Source organism: Mastigocoleus testarum BC008 (genome assembly GCF_001456025.1).
Taxonomy (GTDB): domain Bacteria; phylum Cyanobacteriota; class Cyanobacteriia; order Cyanobacteriales; family Nostocaceae; genus Mastigocoleus; species Mastigocoleus testarum.
The window spans coordinates 123,618-143,221 of sequence record NZ_LMTZ01000090.1; the positions used below are offsets into that span (position 1 = coordinate 123,618).

Consider the following 19,604-nt stretch of genomic DNA (forward strand, 5'->3'; position numbering starts at 1 on the left):
ACAAATCAAACTTCTGATATTTTGTTATTGTCAATTGTGCGTGTTAATCTCACCATGATGTTAAAATTTTTCGATCTATATTCGATTTATCAACTTGAAAATATTTTGTATTCCAGCACACATTACAAAATGGTTTAGAACAAAAATCAATTATTTCAATATGTGAAAAATAATCTAATTTTAGCCTGATGTGTTTGACGCACACAAATTATCAATTTCAAAAACTAGTTTTAAAAAACTACAAAAAGATACAAGACATAACATCATAACCTAAAATTAATGGTTATGCTTAACTTTCTCTATTGTGACTAACCTGTCAGAAATTTGCTGAGGCTAATATCAAAAAACACGTTAGAGTATTAGTGAAATTAGTTTGTGTCTATAGTAAATTTTTTTTCATTATGAGATACGGTTGCCATTTCAGGTTATTTAGACAACAATTTATATTCGCATATCTCAATAAATAGCTGAGCACACTGAAAATAAGCTTGCTCCTCTCGGAAATTTCGAGTTAATTAAATTGTATTTGATTCGTTTTGACTTCTCAAACAAAAGAATTTACATAACACACACACATTTTTAGGGGATTTATATTTTACGAGTACGTTCTGCGAATATATCCTTTAATCAAATGGCTATTTACATAAGCTCATGTAGAATTTATAGCGATTGTATTCGTAATTTTATTTATAGCTGATAGAGAAGCATCGGCTAAATTTGTTTGGAGAAATCACTATGCCTCAAATTAATCTTGCGGAAAATATCCGGGGCGAAAAAACGAGTAACTTATCCGTTGGTAAATACACCATTGAACTTAGTAATATCAATGGTGCTGTCATTGAACAGGGAACTAAACCAGAAGTACTTCTAATAGATCCACCTTCCCCAAGCGATGGGGCGCTTACAAAGCTTAAGGGAGATGATGAACTGATAGACTTGGAAAGCATAGTTGAGCAAATTGCTGCAATTCTCCAGTCTAGTCAGTACGTGGAATTACGTAGTAAGCCGGGATTAGAACAAACAGCTTTGTTGCGTTGTTTGGCAAATCACAGTCAAATCAATTCCCTGTTTTCCTATAAGGTTATCTACTTACAGGTATTTCATCCAGAAGTTGAAGACATACTTCAGCGTATTTGGGAAAATTTTTATCGCACCGATATTTCCTATAAACCCACCCCAGAAGAAATTCAGCGAGATATTGCACAGAAGGAAGTATTAGTCGTACTCGACGAAAATAAACTAATACAAGATGAATTTAAAGAACTGTTTAAAAGCGCAGCAAAATGTAAATTTATTTTCACTTCTTCTCAGAGAAAAATCTTAGAGCCCAAAAATGTTATTGATTTAACTGGGTGGAAAGAAAAAGATACAATATTGTTTTTGAAAAATTACTTGCAGCATTCCTTGAATGATGAAGAGCTAGAAGCGGCAAGAGTTTTACATGCAAAACTAAAAGGAAACCCAACATATATCAAGTTAGTAGTAACCAATATTACTCAACGTGGTTTGGCACTAAGTCAATTAGTATCCGAGTTCTCTGATACTGCACCCGAACAGCATATTATTAAATATATCCTTGCATCTCTAACACATCAACAACGCCACATAGTGGATTTACTCACAGTGATGGGAGATGTGGGTCTAGATGGGAATCAAGTAGTATCGATAACCACATCTTCAGAATATTCTCAGATTCTGAAAGAGTTGTGTGAGGTTCATATACTAAGATTCGATGGTTCTCGCTACACTCTCACGCTTGTAATTCGAGAATTTTTGTCTCCTCCAAGTAAATTAATTGAACCCCTAGAAAATGCATTAAATTACTTTAAAAAGGTAGGGCAGAAATATCAATCAAAACCCGATCTCCTATGTCCAGAAATCGATGCCATACTACAACTGTTAGAAATTGCAGTTACAGCGAGTCGTTGGCAAGATGTAGTATTTCTGGGAATGTCTGTAGAAAGTTCCTTAGTCTTAAATAAATCTTGGGGCTTGTGGAAACAAGTACTACAAAGAATATTACAAGCATCGCAAGCTAGCCAAGAAAAAGCAATTCAAGCTTGGGCTTATCACCAGCTGGGTACTTGTTACCTGTGCTTAGAAGATGTTAGTACAGCAACTGATTACTTAAACAAAGCATTAGACATACGTACATCTTTAGACGACCAAACAGCAATTATCGCCACCGGTCATCATTTAGATTTACTCCAACTGAATTTTGATTCCCATTTATCTAGCACTCCAATAGCCGATACCAACGTATTCACAAACGATACGACCTTACTTTATTCGCAACTAGAATCCAATCGGGATGAAACTCAAATTCCTTCTGATACTCATGTTGCAGATAGTAATTTACAGCGGAATGAAGATAAAGAATTACCAACTCGAATATATCGAAAGGGATCGTTCGAATTTTTGAAAAATTCCCCTCCTGAAAAAACTTCTTCCCCATCAAAAGGAATTATTGCTGCAGGGGTTTTCCTGTCTGGAGGATTGGTAGGATTACTCAGTTGGAATCGTATAACTCATACACCTGAAAATTCAACTTCTGATAATCCTCCGGATAATTCCCAATCCATTTCACCTGTGGTAGATTCAGTCCCAAAACCCGTTTCAACTCCTTCCTCGGTTAGTAAGCCTGAGCCCATATATTTGCCTCCAATTCCAGAAATAGCGTTACCAACATCGTCCCAGCTTGGAGAGCCTCCCGCTCCTGAGCCGCCTTTGGTACCATCAGCCGAACATCGGCATCCCCCCAATCAGAGAAATATATATAACTTCAATCCAAAGCTACCCAAAGAAATTCAGAAGAACAATTCTAAGAAAAATCCTAAAAAGTCTAAATCTTCAACTGAATCAACTACCGAATCAGATTTTCCAGGATTGGAATCTCCATCTCCTCCACTTCCCCCCCTGTCACCAAATATAGAACTCAGTCCCAACATCAATCAATCTACTTCCCAAGTTCTCTCTAGTCCTAAAGCTATATCCACACCCAGAGCAAATATCACCCCCACTCCCATTCCAACTCCAAAACCTAATCCGACTCCCAAACCGAATCCAAACCCAAAACCCAGTTCTGCCGATTCAAATTCAGATCATTCAAATTCAGATCATTCAAATTCAGATCATTCAAATTCAGATCGTTCAAGTTCAAAGTCTACAGTTTCACCAAATATCAAAACTGCTCCAGGTAAAAAAAATAAATCTTTACAGAATTCGGGTTCAAACCAAGTAATACCAGAACCTATGGTAGTACCCGGTTTTACACCGATATCTGTGGAATGATTTTGGGTCGTGGGTAATGGGTAGTAGGTAATAGGTAATAGGTAATGGGTAATGGGTAATAGGTAATAGGTAATGGGTAATGGGTAATAGGTAATGGGTAATGGGTGGTAATAGGTAATGGGTAATGGGTAATGGGTAATGGAATGGGTAATGGGAATCATAATTTTTTCCAATCCCCAGTCCCCAATCCCCAGTCCCCAATATCTAATCCTTAATTCCTAACTTTTCTAAAACAGGTTTGGTATCAACTACATGGCGAGATAAACCTAATTCTTTAGGACTTACGCCAACAGCTAAAGCAACTAGTTGGGGGAAATGCAGTACAGGTAAGCCGAGCTTTTCGCCGATGACTTTTTCTACCTCCGGTTGGCGAGAATCTAAGTTCAAGTGACACAAAGGACAGGGAGTTACCAAGCAATCAGCCCCTGCTTCTAAGGCTTCTTGAATGTGTTTCCCAGCCATTTGAAAAGATTCTTTTGCTGCATAACTAGAAAGTGGCCATCCACAACATTGGGTACGACCTCGATAATAAATTGGTGTAGAACCCACAGCACGAAATACATTTTCCATCGCTTCAGGATGAAAAGGATCATCGTTGGTCATGGATTTTTGTGCCCGGAGTAAATAGCAACCATAAAAAGCCGCACATTTTAGGCCCGTTAATTTACGAGTAACTCGTTGGACAATTTCTTCGACACCAAAGTCAGTAACTAAAGCATAAAGAAGATGCTTGACTTGCGTTTTTCCCCGATAGGGCAAACAACCTTCTTTCTCTAAAAAATTATTAACTCGACCTAAATACTCAGGTTGTGTTTTTTGGTATTCTTTAAGCCGTTCATCTACATTGCCAATAACACCTTGACAAGTACTGCAATGGGTTAATAAAGGTAAATTTAATTCCTCCGCTAAAGCAATATTTCGGGCGTTGACAGTATCTTCTAAAAGTTGGGAATCTTCTTTGAATGTACCAGAACCACAGCAAGCTGCTTTTTTGAGTTCAAACAGTTCAATTCCCAGAACTCGGCAAAGAGCAACGGTTGATTGATGGAGCTCGCCACAAGCTCCTTGAGCAACACAACCTGGGTAGTAAGCATATTTTAGTGTCCGCGATAGCATAAAATTCTATTAATTGGGAACATGAAGACTTGACCGAACAATTATCGATCGCAGCTTGTTATGATGGATGATTAATTGTATGCACTGAAAAGTATGTAGTTGAAAAATAGGCGCTAAAAAATTTCATAATAATTGGAAAATAGAAGCATTCTTACGGTGTACCCGATCGCGCTTTCCGATAAGATGTATATGCTCAAAATTATGGCATCATTCAAGAGCCAATTGTAGCAACCTCAAACCAGGATTTTTATCTATGAGTCAAACAGAAATTTTTGAAAAGGTTAAAGAAATTGTTACCGAACAGTTGAGTGTTGAGGCAGAAAAAATCAAGCCTCAATCCAATTTTGCTAACGATCTAGGGGCAGATTCTCTCGATACGGTTGAATTGGTGATGGCTTTGGAAGAGGAATTTGATATTGAAATTCCTGACGAAGCTGCTGAGAAAATTACAACAGTTCAAGAGGCAGTTGATTACATCAACGATAAAGTCGCTGCATCTGCCTAAAATCTGCAGCAATCGAGTATTGGGTGAGGAGTCATGTTGTAAGATAGTCTGATTTTTCCTAACTTCTCTTCTGGGGGAACGCCAGTAAAACCCCGCTTCCTAAAATTTATTTTTTCTGGAATTTATTTTTTCTGGAGTTTATTTTTTTCTGGAATCTATTTCCCTGAATTCTGGAATCTATTTTCCTGAGATTTATTTTCCTGAGATTTATTTGTGGAAGACTTTGGTAAAAATAAAGATTCCCTCAGTATAGTAAAGCGAGCTTACCGGAACCGGGCAAGCTCTCCCAAGTCAAACTTACATCAGTCAGACTTAAAGATTTACAGAATGAAAAACTATAAATCGGGAAAGTAAAAATTAGGAAAAACATTTCTGAGGCTGACTCCTCAGGACTCATAACTTAATAACTCATAACTCATAATTCAGTAGGCAGCTTGGGACTCTGCCTCAATTTCTAGGTAATTTTTTTCTACCATCATGACAGATTATAAACGTAAGCGCGTTGTTGTAACTGGTGTGGGCGCGATTACGCCGATTGGAAATACACCAGATGAATATTGGGAAGGCTTATTAACCGGACGTAACGGAATTGGTGAAATCAGTGCATTTGACGCATCTAAACATAATTGTCGCATAGCTGGTGAAGTAAAAGACTTCGATCCTCAGAAATATATGGCTCGAAAAGAAGCCAAGCGCATGGATCGGTTTTCCCAATTTGGGGTTTCAGCGGCAAAACAAGCTTTGGCAGACGCAAAGTTAGTTATTAACGAACTGAACGCAGAACAAATTGGCGTGATTATTGGTTCTGGTGTTGGTGGTCTAAAAGTAATGGAAGACCAGCAAACAATTTACTTGGATCGCGGACCAGACCGCTGTAGCCCTTTTATGATTCCAATGATGATTGCTAATATGGCTGCGGGCTTGACAGCAATTCATACAGGAGCAAAAGGACCAAACTCTTGTTCCGTAACAGCTTGTGCTGCAGGTTCTAATTCCATTGGTGATGCTTTCCGCGTAATTCAAAACGGTTATGCCCAAGCCATGATTTGTGGCGGATGTGAAGCTGCAATTACACCTTTAGGGATAGCTGGTTTTGCTTCAGCAAGAGCACTTTCAACTCGTAATGATGATCCTCAAAAAGCTTGTCGTCCTTTTGACAAAGACAGAGATGGATTTGTCATGGGTGAAGGTAGTGGAGTGTTAATTTTAGAAGAGCTAGAACACGCAAAAAGCCGTGGTGCTAAAATTTACGCTGAAATTGTTGGTTATGGAATGACTTGTGATGCCTACCACATGACTTCTTTGGAACCTGGTGGAGCAGGACCAGCGCGTGCGATCCAGCTGGCTCTGAAAGATGGTGGACTTACCGCAGAAATGGTGAGTTACGTTAATGCCCATGGTACTAGTACCCCTGTGAACGATCCTAATGAAACTGCTGCAATTAAAAAAGCTTTGGGCGAACATGCTTATAAAATCGCTGTAAGTTCCACCAAGTCAATGACAGGACATTTGTTGGGCGGTTCGGGCGGGATAGAAGCAGTAGCGACAGTATTAGCGATCGCTAACAGCAAAGTTCCACCAACAATTAATTTAGAAAATCCCGATCCAGAATGCGATTTAGATTATGTTGCGAATGAAAGTCGCGCATTACCTGTAGAAGTTGCACTCTCCAATTCTTTTGGATTTGGCGGTCATAACGTCACGTTAGCATTTAGGAAGTACAACTAATTCTTAATATTTAAGTCTCAAAATTTGAGTTGCACGTTTATTTTCTTCCTAGTATTGAAGGAATTGGCAAATCGGTAGCGGGTCACAGTAGCAGGTTCCAAATGAATGAAATTCTGAAAAAATTGTGAAGTGCAGATCCAAAGCAATTTGTAGAAAAAAACAGTTTAGGGAAAAGTGCGTTTCACACTTTCCTATGGCTTTAAGCTTCTCAATTCAGAACTGTGAATCCTGAATTATTTCTGGATTCTGGCTCCTGACTCCTGTTAGCATAGCGAGGTAACTGCGCACAATCCTGCTACATATCTCTAGGCAATACTAGGAGTGAATTAGCCTTCATTTTTCGGTGTGACTGACAACGGAATAACGACTGTTACACTTCGTAAAATGAATGTGAATCTGAAAGGTCGAGATATTAATCCCAAATTTTCGCTCCTTGTGAGAGAGCAAGTCACAATGGGATGATGGATATGCAGTCTTGGGAAAATTTAAAACAAACCCGAGCAAGATGCTCATGAGAGTACTAACCCGTCGTTAAGAATAAGAGATTATGGCTGTTGCAACCCAATCCCTTGAACAACTTTGTATTAATTCGATTCGCTTTTTAGCAATTGATGCTGTAGAAAAAGCGAAATCTGGTCACCCTGGTTTACCAATGGGTGCAGCACCGATGGCGTTTGTACTTTGGGACCGTTTCATGCGGTATAACCCCAAAAATCCCAAGTGGTTCAACCGCGATCGCTTTGTTTTGTCTGCTGGTCATGGTTCCATGTTGCAGTATGCTCTACTGTACCTGGCTGGTTTTGACAGCGTGAGTATCGAAGATATCAAACAATTTCGTCAGTGGGGTTCTCCAACTGCTGGACACCCAGAAAACTTTGTCACACCAGGGATAGAAGTAACCACCGGTCCATTAGGTCAAGGAATTGCTAATGGAGTTGGTTTGGCGATGGCGGAAGCACACCTTGCTGCTAAGTTCAACAAACCGGATGCAAAGATTGTTGACCACTACACCTATGTTATTTTAGGTGATGGTTGTAACATGGAAGGCGTTTCCGGTGAAGCTTGTTCTTTTGCTGGACACCAAGGGCTAGGTAAACTGATTGCTCTGTACGACGACAACCATATTTCCATCGACGGTTCTACCGATCTTGCATTCACCGAAGATGTTTCTAAGCGCTTTGAAGCTTATGGTTGGCATGTTCTTCACGTTAAAGATGGTAATAACGATTTAGAAGGAATTGCTAAAGCCATCGAAGAAGCAAAATCTGTTACCGACAAACCATCGATGATTAAGGTAACAACTACCATCGGTTACGGTGCGCCCAACAAACAAAATACATCGGGAATTCACGGTTCTGCTCTTGGAACTGATGAAGTTAAAGCTACCCGTGAAAATTTGGGTTGGGAATACGAACCCTTTGATTTACCAGCAGATGCTTTATCTCACATGCGTAAAGCTGTAGATCGTGGTGCTGGCTACGAAGCTGATTGGGAAAAAGCCTACGCTGACTATAAAGCTAAATATCCCCAAGAAGCAGCTGAATTTGAACGTCAAATTAACGGTCAACTTCCCGATGGTTGGGATAAAGTATTACCTAGCTATACTCCTGCAGATAAAGGACTTGCTACCCGCAAACATTCTGAAACCTGCCTCAATGCTTTAGCATCGGTAATACCTGAATTCATTGGTGGTTCTGCGGATTTAACCGGCTCTAACCTGACCAAAATCAAAGATAATGGAGCATTCCAAAAAGGACAGCACCAAAACCGTAACGTCCACTTTGGCGTGCGGGAACATGGTATGGGTGCAATTTGTAACGGTATTGGATTGCATGGTTCGGGATTAATTCCTTACGGTGCAACCTTTCTGATCTTCACAGACTACATGCGTGCAGCCATCCGCCTATCTGCTCTATCCCAAGTTGGAGCCATTTGGGTGATGACCCACGATTCCATTGGACAAGGTGAAGATGGTCCTACCCACCAACCCATCGAAACTTTAGCTTCACTAAGAGCTATTCCTAACTTGACAGTATTTCGTCCTGCAGATGGAAACGAATGTTCTGGCGCTTACAAAGTAGCGGTCGAGAATGCTAAGCAAAATAAACCCACTTTGTTAGCCTTCACTCGTCAAGGTGTACCTAATTTGGCTGGAAGTTCTGCAGCAAATGCAGCTAAAGGTGCATACACTGTAGTTGATTGCGACGGTACTCCCGATATAATCCTAATTGGTACTGGTTCTGAATTACAGCTCTGTGTGGGTGCAGCTGAAAAACTCACCGACAAGAAAGTTCGAGTTGTTTCTATGCCTTCTTGGGAAATGTTCGAAGCACAGGATGCAGCTTACCAAGAATCTATTTTACCGAAAGCTGTCACCAAACGTGTAGCTGTAGAAGCTGGTGTGAGCTTTGGTTGGGAAAGATACATCGGTGCTGAAGGTGGTAGTGTAACCATCAACCGTTTTGGTGCTTCTGCTCCTGGCGCTGTTTGTATGGAGAAATTCGGCTTTAGCATTGATAATGTAGTTGCCAAAGCTAAAGAAGTTTTGGGTTAGTAGTAAATAAATAATCTCTGAATAAAAGTTTGGGGTGGGCGAAGATTAGCCCGCCTTTTTTGTGTTTGAAGGGAATGGAGAACAGGGAACAGATAATAAAAATTATACCAATTCAATCAATCATTGCAATAGATTCTCCCGTAGAGACTTACCACGGTACGTCTCTACAAAAATTTATTTGTCTCATTATTTTTCTAAATTGGTATAAGACTACACTTTAGTCAAACTATTCCATATACTCGTATTTACAAGTAATTTTCTTGATTCATTAAAGTTGGTAACATAATAATAAATTCTGTACCTTTACCAGGTTCAGATATTACTTCTATTTCGCCCTTATGTTTTTTAACAATACTGTAGGAAATCGATAAACCTAAACCGGTACCTTTACCTATGGGCTTGGTTGTAAAAAAGGGGTCAAATAACTTTTCTTGAATATTTAAAGGGATCCCTGGACCATTATCTTTAATTCTTATACGTACAGATTTATTTACTTTAGTTTCAAGAACCTCTGTCTGAATTCTAATCTGTTTACTAAATTCCTCCGGCTGTTCTTGTAAAGCATCCATTCCATTGTTAAGGATATTCATAAAAACCTGGTTTAGTTGTGCTGGATAACACTCAACCAGCATCAAATCTCCATATTGTCTTACCACCTCAATTCCTTTTTTGATTTGGTGATTGAGTAGTAATAAAGTACTCTCAATACCTTCATGAATATCAATAGCTTTAGCTTCAGCTTCATCCAAGCGAGAAAAATTACGTAATGAGAGGACAATATCACGGATACGTTGAGCACCTATTTTCATTGAAGAAAGAGTTTTGGGTAAATCATCGGTAACAAACTCTAAATCAATGTTTTCAATTTCCTCTAAAATTTTTGGACTGACATCAATGTGTTCTTCTTGATAAAGCTTTAACAAAGCTAACAAATCGTCAACGTAGCTATTAACATGCCGAATATTGCCGTATATAAAGTTTACTGGATTATTTATTTCATGAGCTACCCCAGCTACCATTTGACCCAAACTAGACATCTTTTCAGTTTGAATTAATTGGGATTGTGTTTGCTGGAGATTTTGTAAAGCTTGGGAAAGTTCCTGTGTTCGTTCTTCCACTCTTTGCTCTAATGTTTGTCGAGCAAGCTCTAACTCATGGATATACTTGGAAACTGTCTGAATCATCTGGTTGAAGGAACTCGCTAATAATCCTACTTCATCTTTGGTAGTAACTGGGACTATAAGGTCAAAATTAGACTCATTAGCAACTTTTTGAGCAACTTTTGTAACTGCTGTTAACGGATAAGTTATGAGCCAAGTTGTAAAAAATGCTAAGAAAATAGCGATAGCTACTGACAGCAAAATACTATATTTGGTTATATCTGCCTGTAATTGTATAGCCAGATTCAAGTTAGTGTTTGCTGCTCGTTTTTTATCTTCCGCAAAGGCAATTAATTTATTTAGTTCTTGAATATCTTTTTCTAACTGTAATGCTTCTAGGGACTCAAGGAAATTTACCAAAAGATTTCTAGAATTTCTGGTATCTATTGTTTGGTTGTCGGAATTAATAATATTGAATTTATTAATGGTAGTGACTAATTTTTTTCTATATGTTTGTGTTGTGTCTTTATGTTTTTGAATAAAATTTTGCAAATCTGCTAGGTTTTGCCGTTGTAATCCTTGATTTTCATGACTTATCTCATTTTCTAATTCAGATAAAACAGCAATTATCTTATCAGAGTGTATCAATAAATAGCTACTGTAGTTTTCTAATAAATGGGGATTTGTGATGTAAGGAATAAACTGAGATTTTGTCTCTAATAAAGAATCTTTCAATTGCATCAGCAAAGCTGATTCTCTGTGACTAATTTCTTGTTGTTTTAAAGCAGGTTGTTTCCAATAAACATCTCCTACGAATAAACCAACAGTTATTCCCATAGCAGCAATACCAATGGTAATTCCATAACCTATGGTAATTTTATGACCAATCTTGGTCTTATCTATTATTCTTTGGAACCAGCTGTAACTATTTTTTTGGAATATATTTTCTGCTTGGGAATTCATCCAAGAAATTTTTAGTCTATTTCCCGAGAGTAAACTTGATTTTATAGATTTCATAATCAAGATTTAAAAGTATGTAAATATATTTATAGACTTGCTTGTAAATCCAGTTAATAAAAACTCCTGTAACATTTAAATGAATATTTAATATTCCATTAATCATTAACGAGTCTTTTATTGCTGTATTGAGTCACTAAAAAACTTTAGATCATAAGTGATTGTTGTCTTTGTTTATGTTTTTTGGAAAATTAAAATTAAATAATTACTTTGATATATAACTTATGATATAAATGTTGAGCACAAAATATAAAAACTATTATTACTTAAAGCGATGGTATATTATAAATAATTCTATTTTTATCATTAAGCTAACTGTTTGAAATCAGTATTTATAACATAAAAATATTTTTGGTGATTCAAAACAGGCTAATTAAATAGAAAGCGTAGTTGATTTCAGTTATTTTGCTGGTATAAATGGGAAAAATATAAATAGATAAATATAATATTTTTGAACATAAATTGCTAAAAATAAAATGATATATTTAAAGCAATCTGTATTAATATCACTAACTTTATTTACTGCTTCATTTTTACAAGCTTGTAGTCAATATCCATCAAAAAATACTATTTCCTATGCTCAAGATAATTTGACGTTAACTGGATCCAGTACCATCAAACCTTTAGTTGTAGCGATCGCTAAGCGTTATCAAGCTAAATATCCCAAGGTACGAATTAACATTAAAACTGGTGGTTCTTCTCAAGGAATTAAGGATGCTAGCGAAGGAAATGTTGATATTGGTATGGTTTCGCGTTCTTTAAAAGCAAAGGAAAAACATTTATTACCATTTACCATTGCTAAAGATGGTATATCGGTACTAATACATAAAAACAACTCAATTAAAAGTCTTACGAATAAACAAATCGTTGACATATACACTAATAAAATCAACAATTGGCGACAAGTTGGTGGTAAAGATGCGCCAATTTTTGTTGTCAGCAAAGCAGAAAATCATTCTACTGGTAAGCTGTTTGCTAAATTCTTTCAAGTTCCGATCAAAGATATTAGTGCGGATAAAATTATTGGTGATAATCCAGAAGCGATTGTAGCAGTTAACGAAAATCCTAACACTATTGCTTACGTATCTATTGGTGCGGCTGAATATGATATCGTTCACGGTGCACCTTTAAAACTCTTACCGATTGAGGGAGTCGCTGCTACGATCGCAAATGTCAAAAATGGTATCTTTCCCCTTTCCCGTCCTCTAAATTTAGTGACGAATTCTAAACCAACTGGATTAAAAAAAGACTTTATTGACTTTGCTCGTTCTGAAAAAGTATATGACTTAGTAAGGGAGCAATCCTTTGTGCCAACAAAATCAGAATCTACGCTTTAAGGGAATCTAAATTTTAATAACCCATCAGATCAGGACTTACGCAACTGTCACAGTGCGCTCGCCAATATATAGTATTTATGTATTACTTTGTTCAGAGTTTCGAAGCTTTAGAATCTAATATCCCGATTTACACTACATTTGTCCAAGCTCAAGTGGAAATAGAACTTGAGCAGCAGGTAGAAATTAGATAAATTTGTGCTGTATCTGGTGTGTTCGCAAACCCCAACAAGCACCAAAAACCTCTCCCCAAATTTCTTTTCGTAAATGGAGAGAGGTTTGAAGGTCAAAGAACCGCAACTTCAAAAAACCACAAATTCAAAAAACCACAATTAAATATTCACAATATAAGGAAAATTGATCGCTCCAACCCTAGCATCATTGACTAATGCTTGATACACCATCACCGCAACTTCAGCCCTTGTTGCATCGCGGGTGGGGTTAAGCTGTTTCAAATTGGGATAATTCACGATCAGTTGTTTTTCAACTGCTGTAGCTACTTCATCTTTAGCATATTGAGGAATATTCCCTCTGTCATTGAAGTAATTTAAATTATTCTCTACTCCACCAAGGAGTTTGAGTCCGTTAACTAAAGAAACAATTACTTGAACCCGTTGGATATTTTGATTGGGGTGGAAGGTTCGGTCTGGAAAACCTGAAAGGAAACCACCTTCATAAGCTTGTTGAATTACTCGATTAGCCCAAAAATTTTCCTTAACATCTTTGAATTTAATCGCTTCCCGTTTCGCAGGTGGGTTAAAAGCTTTGACAAGTAAAGCAGCATATTGCGCCCGTGTCATCGTAACATCGGGTTTAAAAGTAAGGTCGGGATAACCTTTGACTATATCTATTCTGACCAATTCTTGAATAAATATTTCCCCCCAATGACCAGAAATATCCCTTAATCTAGTAGGGTTTGGTAAAGGAGTTGGGTCTGGTACGGGAATAGGTACAGGCGTAGGATCCGGTTCTGGTGTGGGGTTTGGTACGGGAATAGGTACAGGTGCAGGATCTGGTTCCGGTGTGGGATTTGGTTGTGGTGTTGGGTTAGGTGCGGGTGTTGGGTTAGGTGCAGGTGTGGGATTCGGTTCCGGTGTTGGAGATTGATTATCTATTAGTTCCACATTACCTTTTACTTTGCTCGGATCGATTTGATTCCCGATCGCAATCAGCTTATTAGAAGTTGCATTTTGCAGGTCAAATTTACCGTTGTTGCGTAGGATGTTACCACCAGGGTCATTGCTACTACCCATATCGGGGAGAGAGTCACGAATCATTGTCAAACCATCATCTGTATTTCTTTCACAGATGTTTTGACGCAATATGGGACGAGCGCTACCGGAAATAACAATTCCATTTCGGTTCTCAGAAATTTTATTATTAATTATTTTCGGTGCAGCGCGATCGCTAATAGCAATTCCGTAACCAGTTCTTATACAGGTGTTACCGCGAATCTCACCAGTACTATCTCGAGCGATGGAAATACCGTTAGCATCATTTTCAACAAATATACTATCGAAAATCTTCGGATTTGCATCGCCACTAGCAAAAACACCCTCGCGTTTGCATTTGGTAAAAGTACAATTAGCTACCGTGGGTGCAGTTGACTCAATCCAAACGGCAGTACCACGAGTATCGGGACTAGTAACTGTTACTCCTCTTAATTCAGTATTATCATCAAGAATGATCGTGATATTTTGACGGGCAAAAGTACGACTGAGATACTCTCCACTACCTTCAATTAGAATACCTGCGCCTTTGTTACTTTCATTACCAAAAACAGTGACTCCACTAGGAATATTTAAAGGAAATTCTTCACCAGTATCACCGTTATATTTACCATCTGCCAGTTGGATTTTAGTTCCGGATTTTGCTATCTTAAGGGCTTGAGTTATAGTTTTTAATGGTGTTTGTTGGCTACCACTTGCACTATCGCTGCCAATAGTTGAATTTACGTAAATAATTTCAGACATACTGATATTCTTAGACACCACGACATCTTAGCGTACACATCATAGATATCTAATAATTTTGGCAACAAATAATACAGATAAATAGTAGACTAATATATAACCCGCCACTACCGATTTGAATGTAGCAGTAAAGATATCGGTTAAGACACTAAGGAAAAGTAATTTTCTCAATTATTACTAAATTTTCATCGTCAAAGCTCAGCATTACCCGCAGCAAAATTACTTATGTTTCCCACATCGGCAGCACATTATAATTTTCACGGCGTTTATTTCTATCCAATTCATAGTGGTGCATCACGCAATACCCACGGTACTCCTTCGCTAGTTGGGACAACACACCCTACCTCCACTAAGCTTGCTCGCTTTTGATTTCCTCAATAAGATCGATCCCTTTTTGAACTTCCGTAGTTTGTCCTTGTGTTTTAAAGATATCTATAGCTTTTTGTAGATCGGCGATGGCTCCATCAATATCGTCTAAACTATAACGTGCGATTGCTCGATTTCCATACGCTTGAGCATAATCAGGATTGATTTCTAAAGCTTTAGTGTAATCTTTGATAGCTTCCTCAAATTCTTGTAACTCAGTACGGAGATTACCTCGGTTGTAATATGTATGAGCGCTATTGGGATCTATTTCTAAAGCTTTAGTGTAATCTGCAACCCCTCCTCGATAGTCTTGCATCTGAACGCGGATGTTTCCCCTGCGGTTATAAGTTTCAATATCATTAGGTTTAAGCTGTAAAACTTTTGTATAATCTGCAACTGCCGCGCCATAATTTTTTAAACCATGATAAGCAAGAGCGCGATTTAAATAAACAGATGCATCGTTAGAATTGTCGCGTAATACTCGATTATAATCTGCGATCGCAGCTTGAAATGCTTGTAGACGGTAATGAGCGATCCCGCGATTTAAATAAGCATAGGAATGATTGGGATCGATTTTTAAAGCCCGAGTATAATCTTGTATTGCTCCCGCTCCATCTCCTGAATCATCACGAGCATTACCCCTACTAATATAGATATCCGCATGGTTCGGACTTATTTTTAAAGCTTCGCTATAATCAGAAATTGCACCGCGATAATCTCTTAACTGATAACGTACAAGTCCTCTTTTGTAATAAGCATCAGAATTTGAAGGATTCATTAGCAATGCTCGATCAAAATTAGCTATTGCTTCTTTGAGATTTCCTCTTAAGTAATGCTGATTTCCTCTGCTTATGTAATATGAGACTTTTGTATTACCATTAACTGATGCTTCGATCCCAGAACCTCGAAGAGTTTTTATTGATAAATTTGCTGTTGCTGCTACCAATTCACGCTCTGTTGTTTTTGTAGCTTTAGCTTGTATGTAATCGGGTACAAATACATCTACCGCAGCAAAAGCACCCAATACCAAAAGCATTGAAGCAATTCTCGATCCTTTCATCTTGACTTCTCCGGGCTCTACCTTACTTTCCGTAATTAAAATTGATTTAGTTTTTCACATGTAATCAATCGCTATCAGGTCAACTTTCCGCAATTAACTAACCATTAATTAGCTATATACTTAACCTTCACGACTGAATTCACACATCAAGTCAACTGATTGATGTATGAGATATTTTATTTTTGCTCGAATAAAAGCACTCAGTTCTGCTTAAGGGTATATCAACTCTCTTTCTTGGATAAGAAGAGTTTAAGTCTTGCTGTTTTCCTTTGATTTCGGAGTTAATAAAGTTTTGAAACCTTTATTGTTCTCCGCTTACAACAAATGGTTATCCCTGATTTTATTTATCTGGTATTCAAAATTTACGACTGACAGTAAATAAATACCAAAGCCTAACAAGCATTTCCTGAAACAGTCTGCTGAAAATTACTATTTAAACTGTTTTACTGGTACGTAAAGATAATGCAGTTAGTTAAAACTATTCAGTTAAGTCTTAAATAAAGACAACCCTTCTCTAATAAGTTTCAATAACAGGGTTCGACACTAAACTATATTGTCTAGGGAACTACTATGGAACGATTCGGGTTATATATTACTCTTTTATTATAGGTTTTTTTGTGATTTGCAGCACACTTTTTTATACTTAGATAAAATAGAAACTAGTGATTTAAAATTCCCTGAGATGCGATCGCGATCGCAGACAAATCTAAAATAAAGCACTCTCTAATTTAAAAGAACCGATTTTTTGGTTTGCAACATCTATTTTTTCTTATGTTTGGCATTTGAGGAAAATAACAAGCCCCTACTCGATTTTGTGTTTTCAAAAGTCATAGAAAAAGGGTGACTGTAAAAAAAACTCCGCATAGGACGTTATTTGTAGCTAAAATTGTTATTTATTACTTGGATAGTACTTAAATGCTAATCAATATAGAGTATGTATCGTAACTTCATTAGCAAGTATTTACCCTACTGTATAGTAATTTCAGCATCCTAAGTAACTTCAATTGCGCATACAGCTATTATTTCGTTGTATGATGTCTACCATATTGACTATTAAGAAATATATTTATATTCCCCAGTAATTAAAAATTTTTGCAGAAGTACAGTAATAAAGTAGGCCACAAATTTTTACCGAGCATCATAATTTTTTAGTCTGTGTCGGTCGTATTTTATTTCTATAGCGATCATAAATTATTTATAATAATCAATATTATTTATAACAATCAATATTATAAAGACGTGACAGAACTGAATCCGCGCACCTACAGTGAGCTAAGTTTTGTCTGTTCACAAATCTAATCGGATTGCTACAGTGAGTTAGGTCGTCAGAGATATATCTCATAATTTTCTATTATGAATAATGTATTCATGTATTCATGTATTTATAATTATGATTCTATATTTATTTGATATCTATTTGATATTAATTATCTTATCTTCACTGACTTTAATTATTTACAAAAAATTATTGTCTGTTTGGAACTTGCTGTAACTTTTTACCACATATTTTACAGAAATTAGCATCTGGGTCGTGAAAAGCTAGACCACAGTTATCACAAAGTATTTTTATTTTATTAGATATTTCGATTAGTCGTTTTACGAGATCGCCAATTTGCCAAGGGATTAAAGTGATCCCTGTTAAAATCATCAAAACTGTTAACAAACGACCACTATTAGAAATTGGAGTAACATCACCAAAACCTACGGTCGTCATAGTTACAATAGAAAAATAAAATGCATCTAAAAAATTACGAAAATTATCAGGATTTACTGAATGTTCGACTTGATAAATTAAGCCCGAATAAACAAAAATAATTGCAAATAAAGTAAATAATATGCGGACAAATATCAATAAATCTTCATTACTAAGAATTCCAAATAAAGACTTTTGTTCTATAAACCGAATCAAACGCAAAATCCTAAACCATCGCAGTATGCGAATAAAACTAATATCAACAAATCCAATAAAACCAGGTAATATAGCTACCAAGTCAATGATTGCATAAAAACTGAATATATATTGAAATTTATTTTCCTGACTCCATAAACGTAATAGATACTCAATAGCAAAGCAAATTAAAATAGTTGTATTTATGATGCTAAGTATAAATTGTATGTTAGCCGGAATTGAATAAGTTTGGATGACAAAAATCCCTGAAGATATAATAATTAGAAAAACTATTACTAAATTAATTACTTGGTTTTTCTGTGCGTCTAAGTTTTCGATTAAAAATGTAAATCTATCTTTATTTAGTGACATAGCTAAGTTCACCACAAAGTTATTTGTAATATTACTTTTAATCTCTGATACTATAGGAATCATATTTGATTTATGAAAAAAACTACGAGATAATACGGGCAAAGATATCGGTCTAACAACGAACAATGATAAATAAGTATTTACAAGCTGCGATCGGTACCGCCGACGCCGACAGAGGTATCGCAGAGTTACAAGAATTTATAGACGATCGCCCAGATGCCCGTGAGGTGAGGAAAGCTTTAGCAGTGAAATTAGTTTATCAAGGCTACAAGTATGAGGAAATTCAAACTATTTTAGATGTGTCTCTTGGTTCGATAACAAGCTGGAAACAAGCTTACAAGGAATATGGGATTGAGGGATTACGGTTAAACCATAAAGGAAGAAAGAGTTATCTGAGCAATGAACAGCGAGAAGAAGTATTAGGTTGGTTACAAACGAAAAATACTTGGGAGCTTGGTGAACTAGAGTATAAATTAGCATTTGAATATGATGTAATCTACGAATCGAAACGAAGCTATTACGATTTATTTGATGCGGCGGGAATTAGTTGGAAGAAAACCACATCCTTAAATCCAAAGGCTGACCCAGAGGCTGTTTGTGCAAAAAAAAACAGATTGAAACATTATTGGCAAGCAACACAGAAGAAATAGAAGCAGGAAGACTCAGAGTATTACTAATAGATGAGTGTCATCTGCTATGGGGAGACTTAACTGGTTATGTTTGGGGAAAAACTGACCAAGAAATAGGAGTTGGAATCGTTAACGAACGGAATAAACAGACATACTACGGGGCTGTTGATTATCTGAGTGGTAAGTTACTTCTTAAAGCTTACAACGCCGGTAATTCCGATCATACGATTGATTATTTAGGTTATTTATTAGATCAGTCTCCCAACCAACGATTACTTCTGCTTTGGGATGGTGCTTCTTACCATCGTTCACATCTAGTTCAGAACTTTTTAGGCGAAATAAATCAAGGTTTATCTCAAGAAGAATGGAGAATTCACTGTGTCCGCTTTGCTCCTAATTGCCCATCACAAAATCCTATAGAAGATATTTGGTTACAAGCAAAAACCTGGGTTAGACGTTTTTGCGCCTTAATTCCAACATTCTCTCACTTAAAGTGGATGTTTGAGTGGTTTCTTCGAAATACTACCTTTGATTTTCTATCTCTCCAGATGTACGGAGTTTTTTCAGAAATCAAATACTAGTCCTATAGTACAAAGCAAAGCTAGAAGAAAATCGGATTTAGACAAGTTATCAAAAAAAATTATTAAAGTATCAGAAAAGACTAAAAGAGA

At 36.9% G+C, this 19,604-nt stretch carries 11 protein-coding genes; 6 read left to right on the top strand and 5 right to left on the bottom strand.

Annotation, left to right across the window (positions count from 1 at the left end):
• Nucleotides 1-735 precede the first annotated feature (735 nt).
• Entirely contained in the window at nucleotides 736-3,291 is a 2,556-nt protein-coding gene (locus BC008_RS17655; RefSeq protein WP_027844039.1) for a tetratricopeptide repeat protein, read from the top strand.
• Between the two features lie 204 nt (nucleotides 3,292-3,495).
• Here the strand turns inward: BC008_RS17655 and BC008_RS17660 are convergent, their stop codons facing one another.
• Nucleotides 3,496-4,407, bottom strand: coding sequence for a CoB--CoM heterodisulfide reductase iron-sulfur subunit B family protein (locus BC008_RS17660; RefSeq protein ID WP_027844040.1), 912 nt, complete (start codon nucleotides 4,405-4,407; stop codon nucleotides 3,496-3,498).
• 253 nt (nucleotides 4,408-4,660) lie between these two features.
• Between BC008_RS17660 and acpP the strand changes: the two genes are divergently transcribed.
• The 3 genes from acpP (at nucleotide 4,661) to tkt (ending at nucleotide 9,194) form a co-directional block, all read left to right on the top strand.
• Nucleotides 4,661-4,912, top strand: coding sequence for an acyl carrier protein (acpP, locus tag BC008_RS17665; protein WP_027844041.1), 252 nt, complete (start codon nucleotides 4,661-4,663; stop codon nucleotides 4,910-4,912).
• Between the two features lie 477 nt (nucleotides 4,913-5,389).
• The gene (gene fabF, locus BC008_RS17670; RefSeq protein ID WP_027844042.1) at nucleotides 5,390-6,640 is read left to right on the top strand and encodes a beta-ketoacyl-ACP synthase II; all 1,251 of its coding nucleotides are present in this window, start codon (nucleotides 5,390-5,392) and stop codon (nucleotides 6,638-6,640) included.
• Nucleotides 6,641-7,187: 547 nt separating this feature from the next.
• Entirely contained in the window at nucleotides 7,188-9,194 is a 2,007-nt protein-coding gene (tkt, locus tag BC008_RS17675; RefSeq protein ID WP_027844043.1) for a transketolase, read from the top strand.
• Nucleotides 9,195-9,439: 245 nt separating this feature from the next.
• Here tkt and BC008_RS17680 read toward each other — a convergent pair whose 3' ends face one another.
• Nucleotides 9,440-11,311: a sensor histidine kinase gene (locus BC008_RS17680; RefSeq protein ID WP_027844044.1), complete on the bottom strand. Its 1,872-nt coding sequence runs from the start codon at nucleotides 11,309-11,311 to the stop codon at nucleotides 9,440-9,442.
• Between the two features lie 476 nt (nucleotides 11,312-11,787).
• Here BC008_RS17680 and BC008_RS17685 point away from each other — a divergent pair, with 476 nt between their 5' ends.
• Complete coding sequence (locus BC008_RS17685) at nucleotides 11,788-12,648, top strand: phosphate ABC transporter substrate-binding protein (RefSeq protein ID WP_027844045.1); 861 nt, start codon at nucleotides 11,788-11,790, stop codon at nucleotides 12,646-12,648.
• 329 nt (nucleotides 12,649-12,977) lie between these two features.
• On the opposite strand, the gene BC008_RS17690 is transcribed toward BC008_RS17685, so the two are convergent.
• From BC008_RS17690 to BC008_RS17700, 3 genes are all read right to left on the bottom strand, one after another.
• The gene (locus tag BC008_RS17690; protein WP_027844046.1) at nucleotides 12,978-14,618 is read right to left on the bottom strand and encodes a DUF1565 domain-containing protein; all 1,641 of its coding nucleotides are present in this window, start codon (nucleotides 14,616-14,618) and stop codon (nucleotides 12,978-12,980) included.
• Nucleotides 14,619-14,967: 349 nt separating this feature from the next.
• Nucleotides 14,968-16,044, bottom strand: coding sequence for a tetratricopeptide repeat protein (locus BC008_RS17695; protein ID WP_058183736.1), 1,077 nt, complete (start codon nucleotides 16,042-16,044; stop codon nucleotides 14,968-14,970).
• A gap of 1,465 nt (nucleotides 16,045-17,509) precedes the next feature.
• Entirely contained in the window at nucleotides 17,510-18,304 is a 795-nt protein-coding gene (locus tag BC008_RS17700) for an ion transporter (RefSeq protein WP_027844047.1), read from the bottom strand.
• Between the two features lie 179 nt (nucleotides 18,305-18,483).
• On the opposite strand from BC008_RS17700, the gene BC008_RS48420 reads away from it, so the two are divergent.
• A protein-coding gene (locus BC008_RS48420; RefSeq protein ID WP_153009613.1) for an IS630 family transposase occupies nucleotides 18,484-19,514 on the top strand; the annotation gives its coding sequence in 2 pieces (ribosomal slippage) (nucleotides 18,484-18,904 and nucleotides 18,904-19,514; 1,032 coding nt in all).
• The last annotated feature ends 90 nt before the right edge of the window (nucleotides 19,515-19,604 follow it).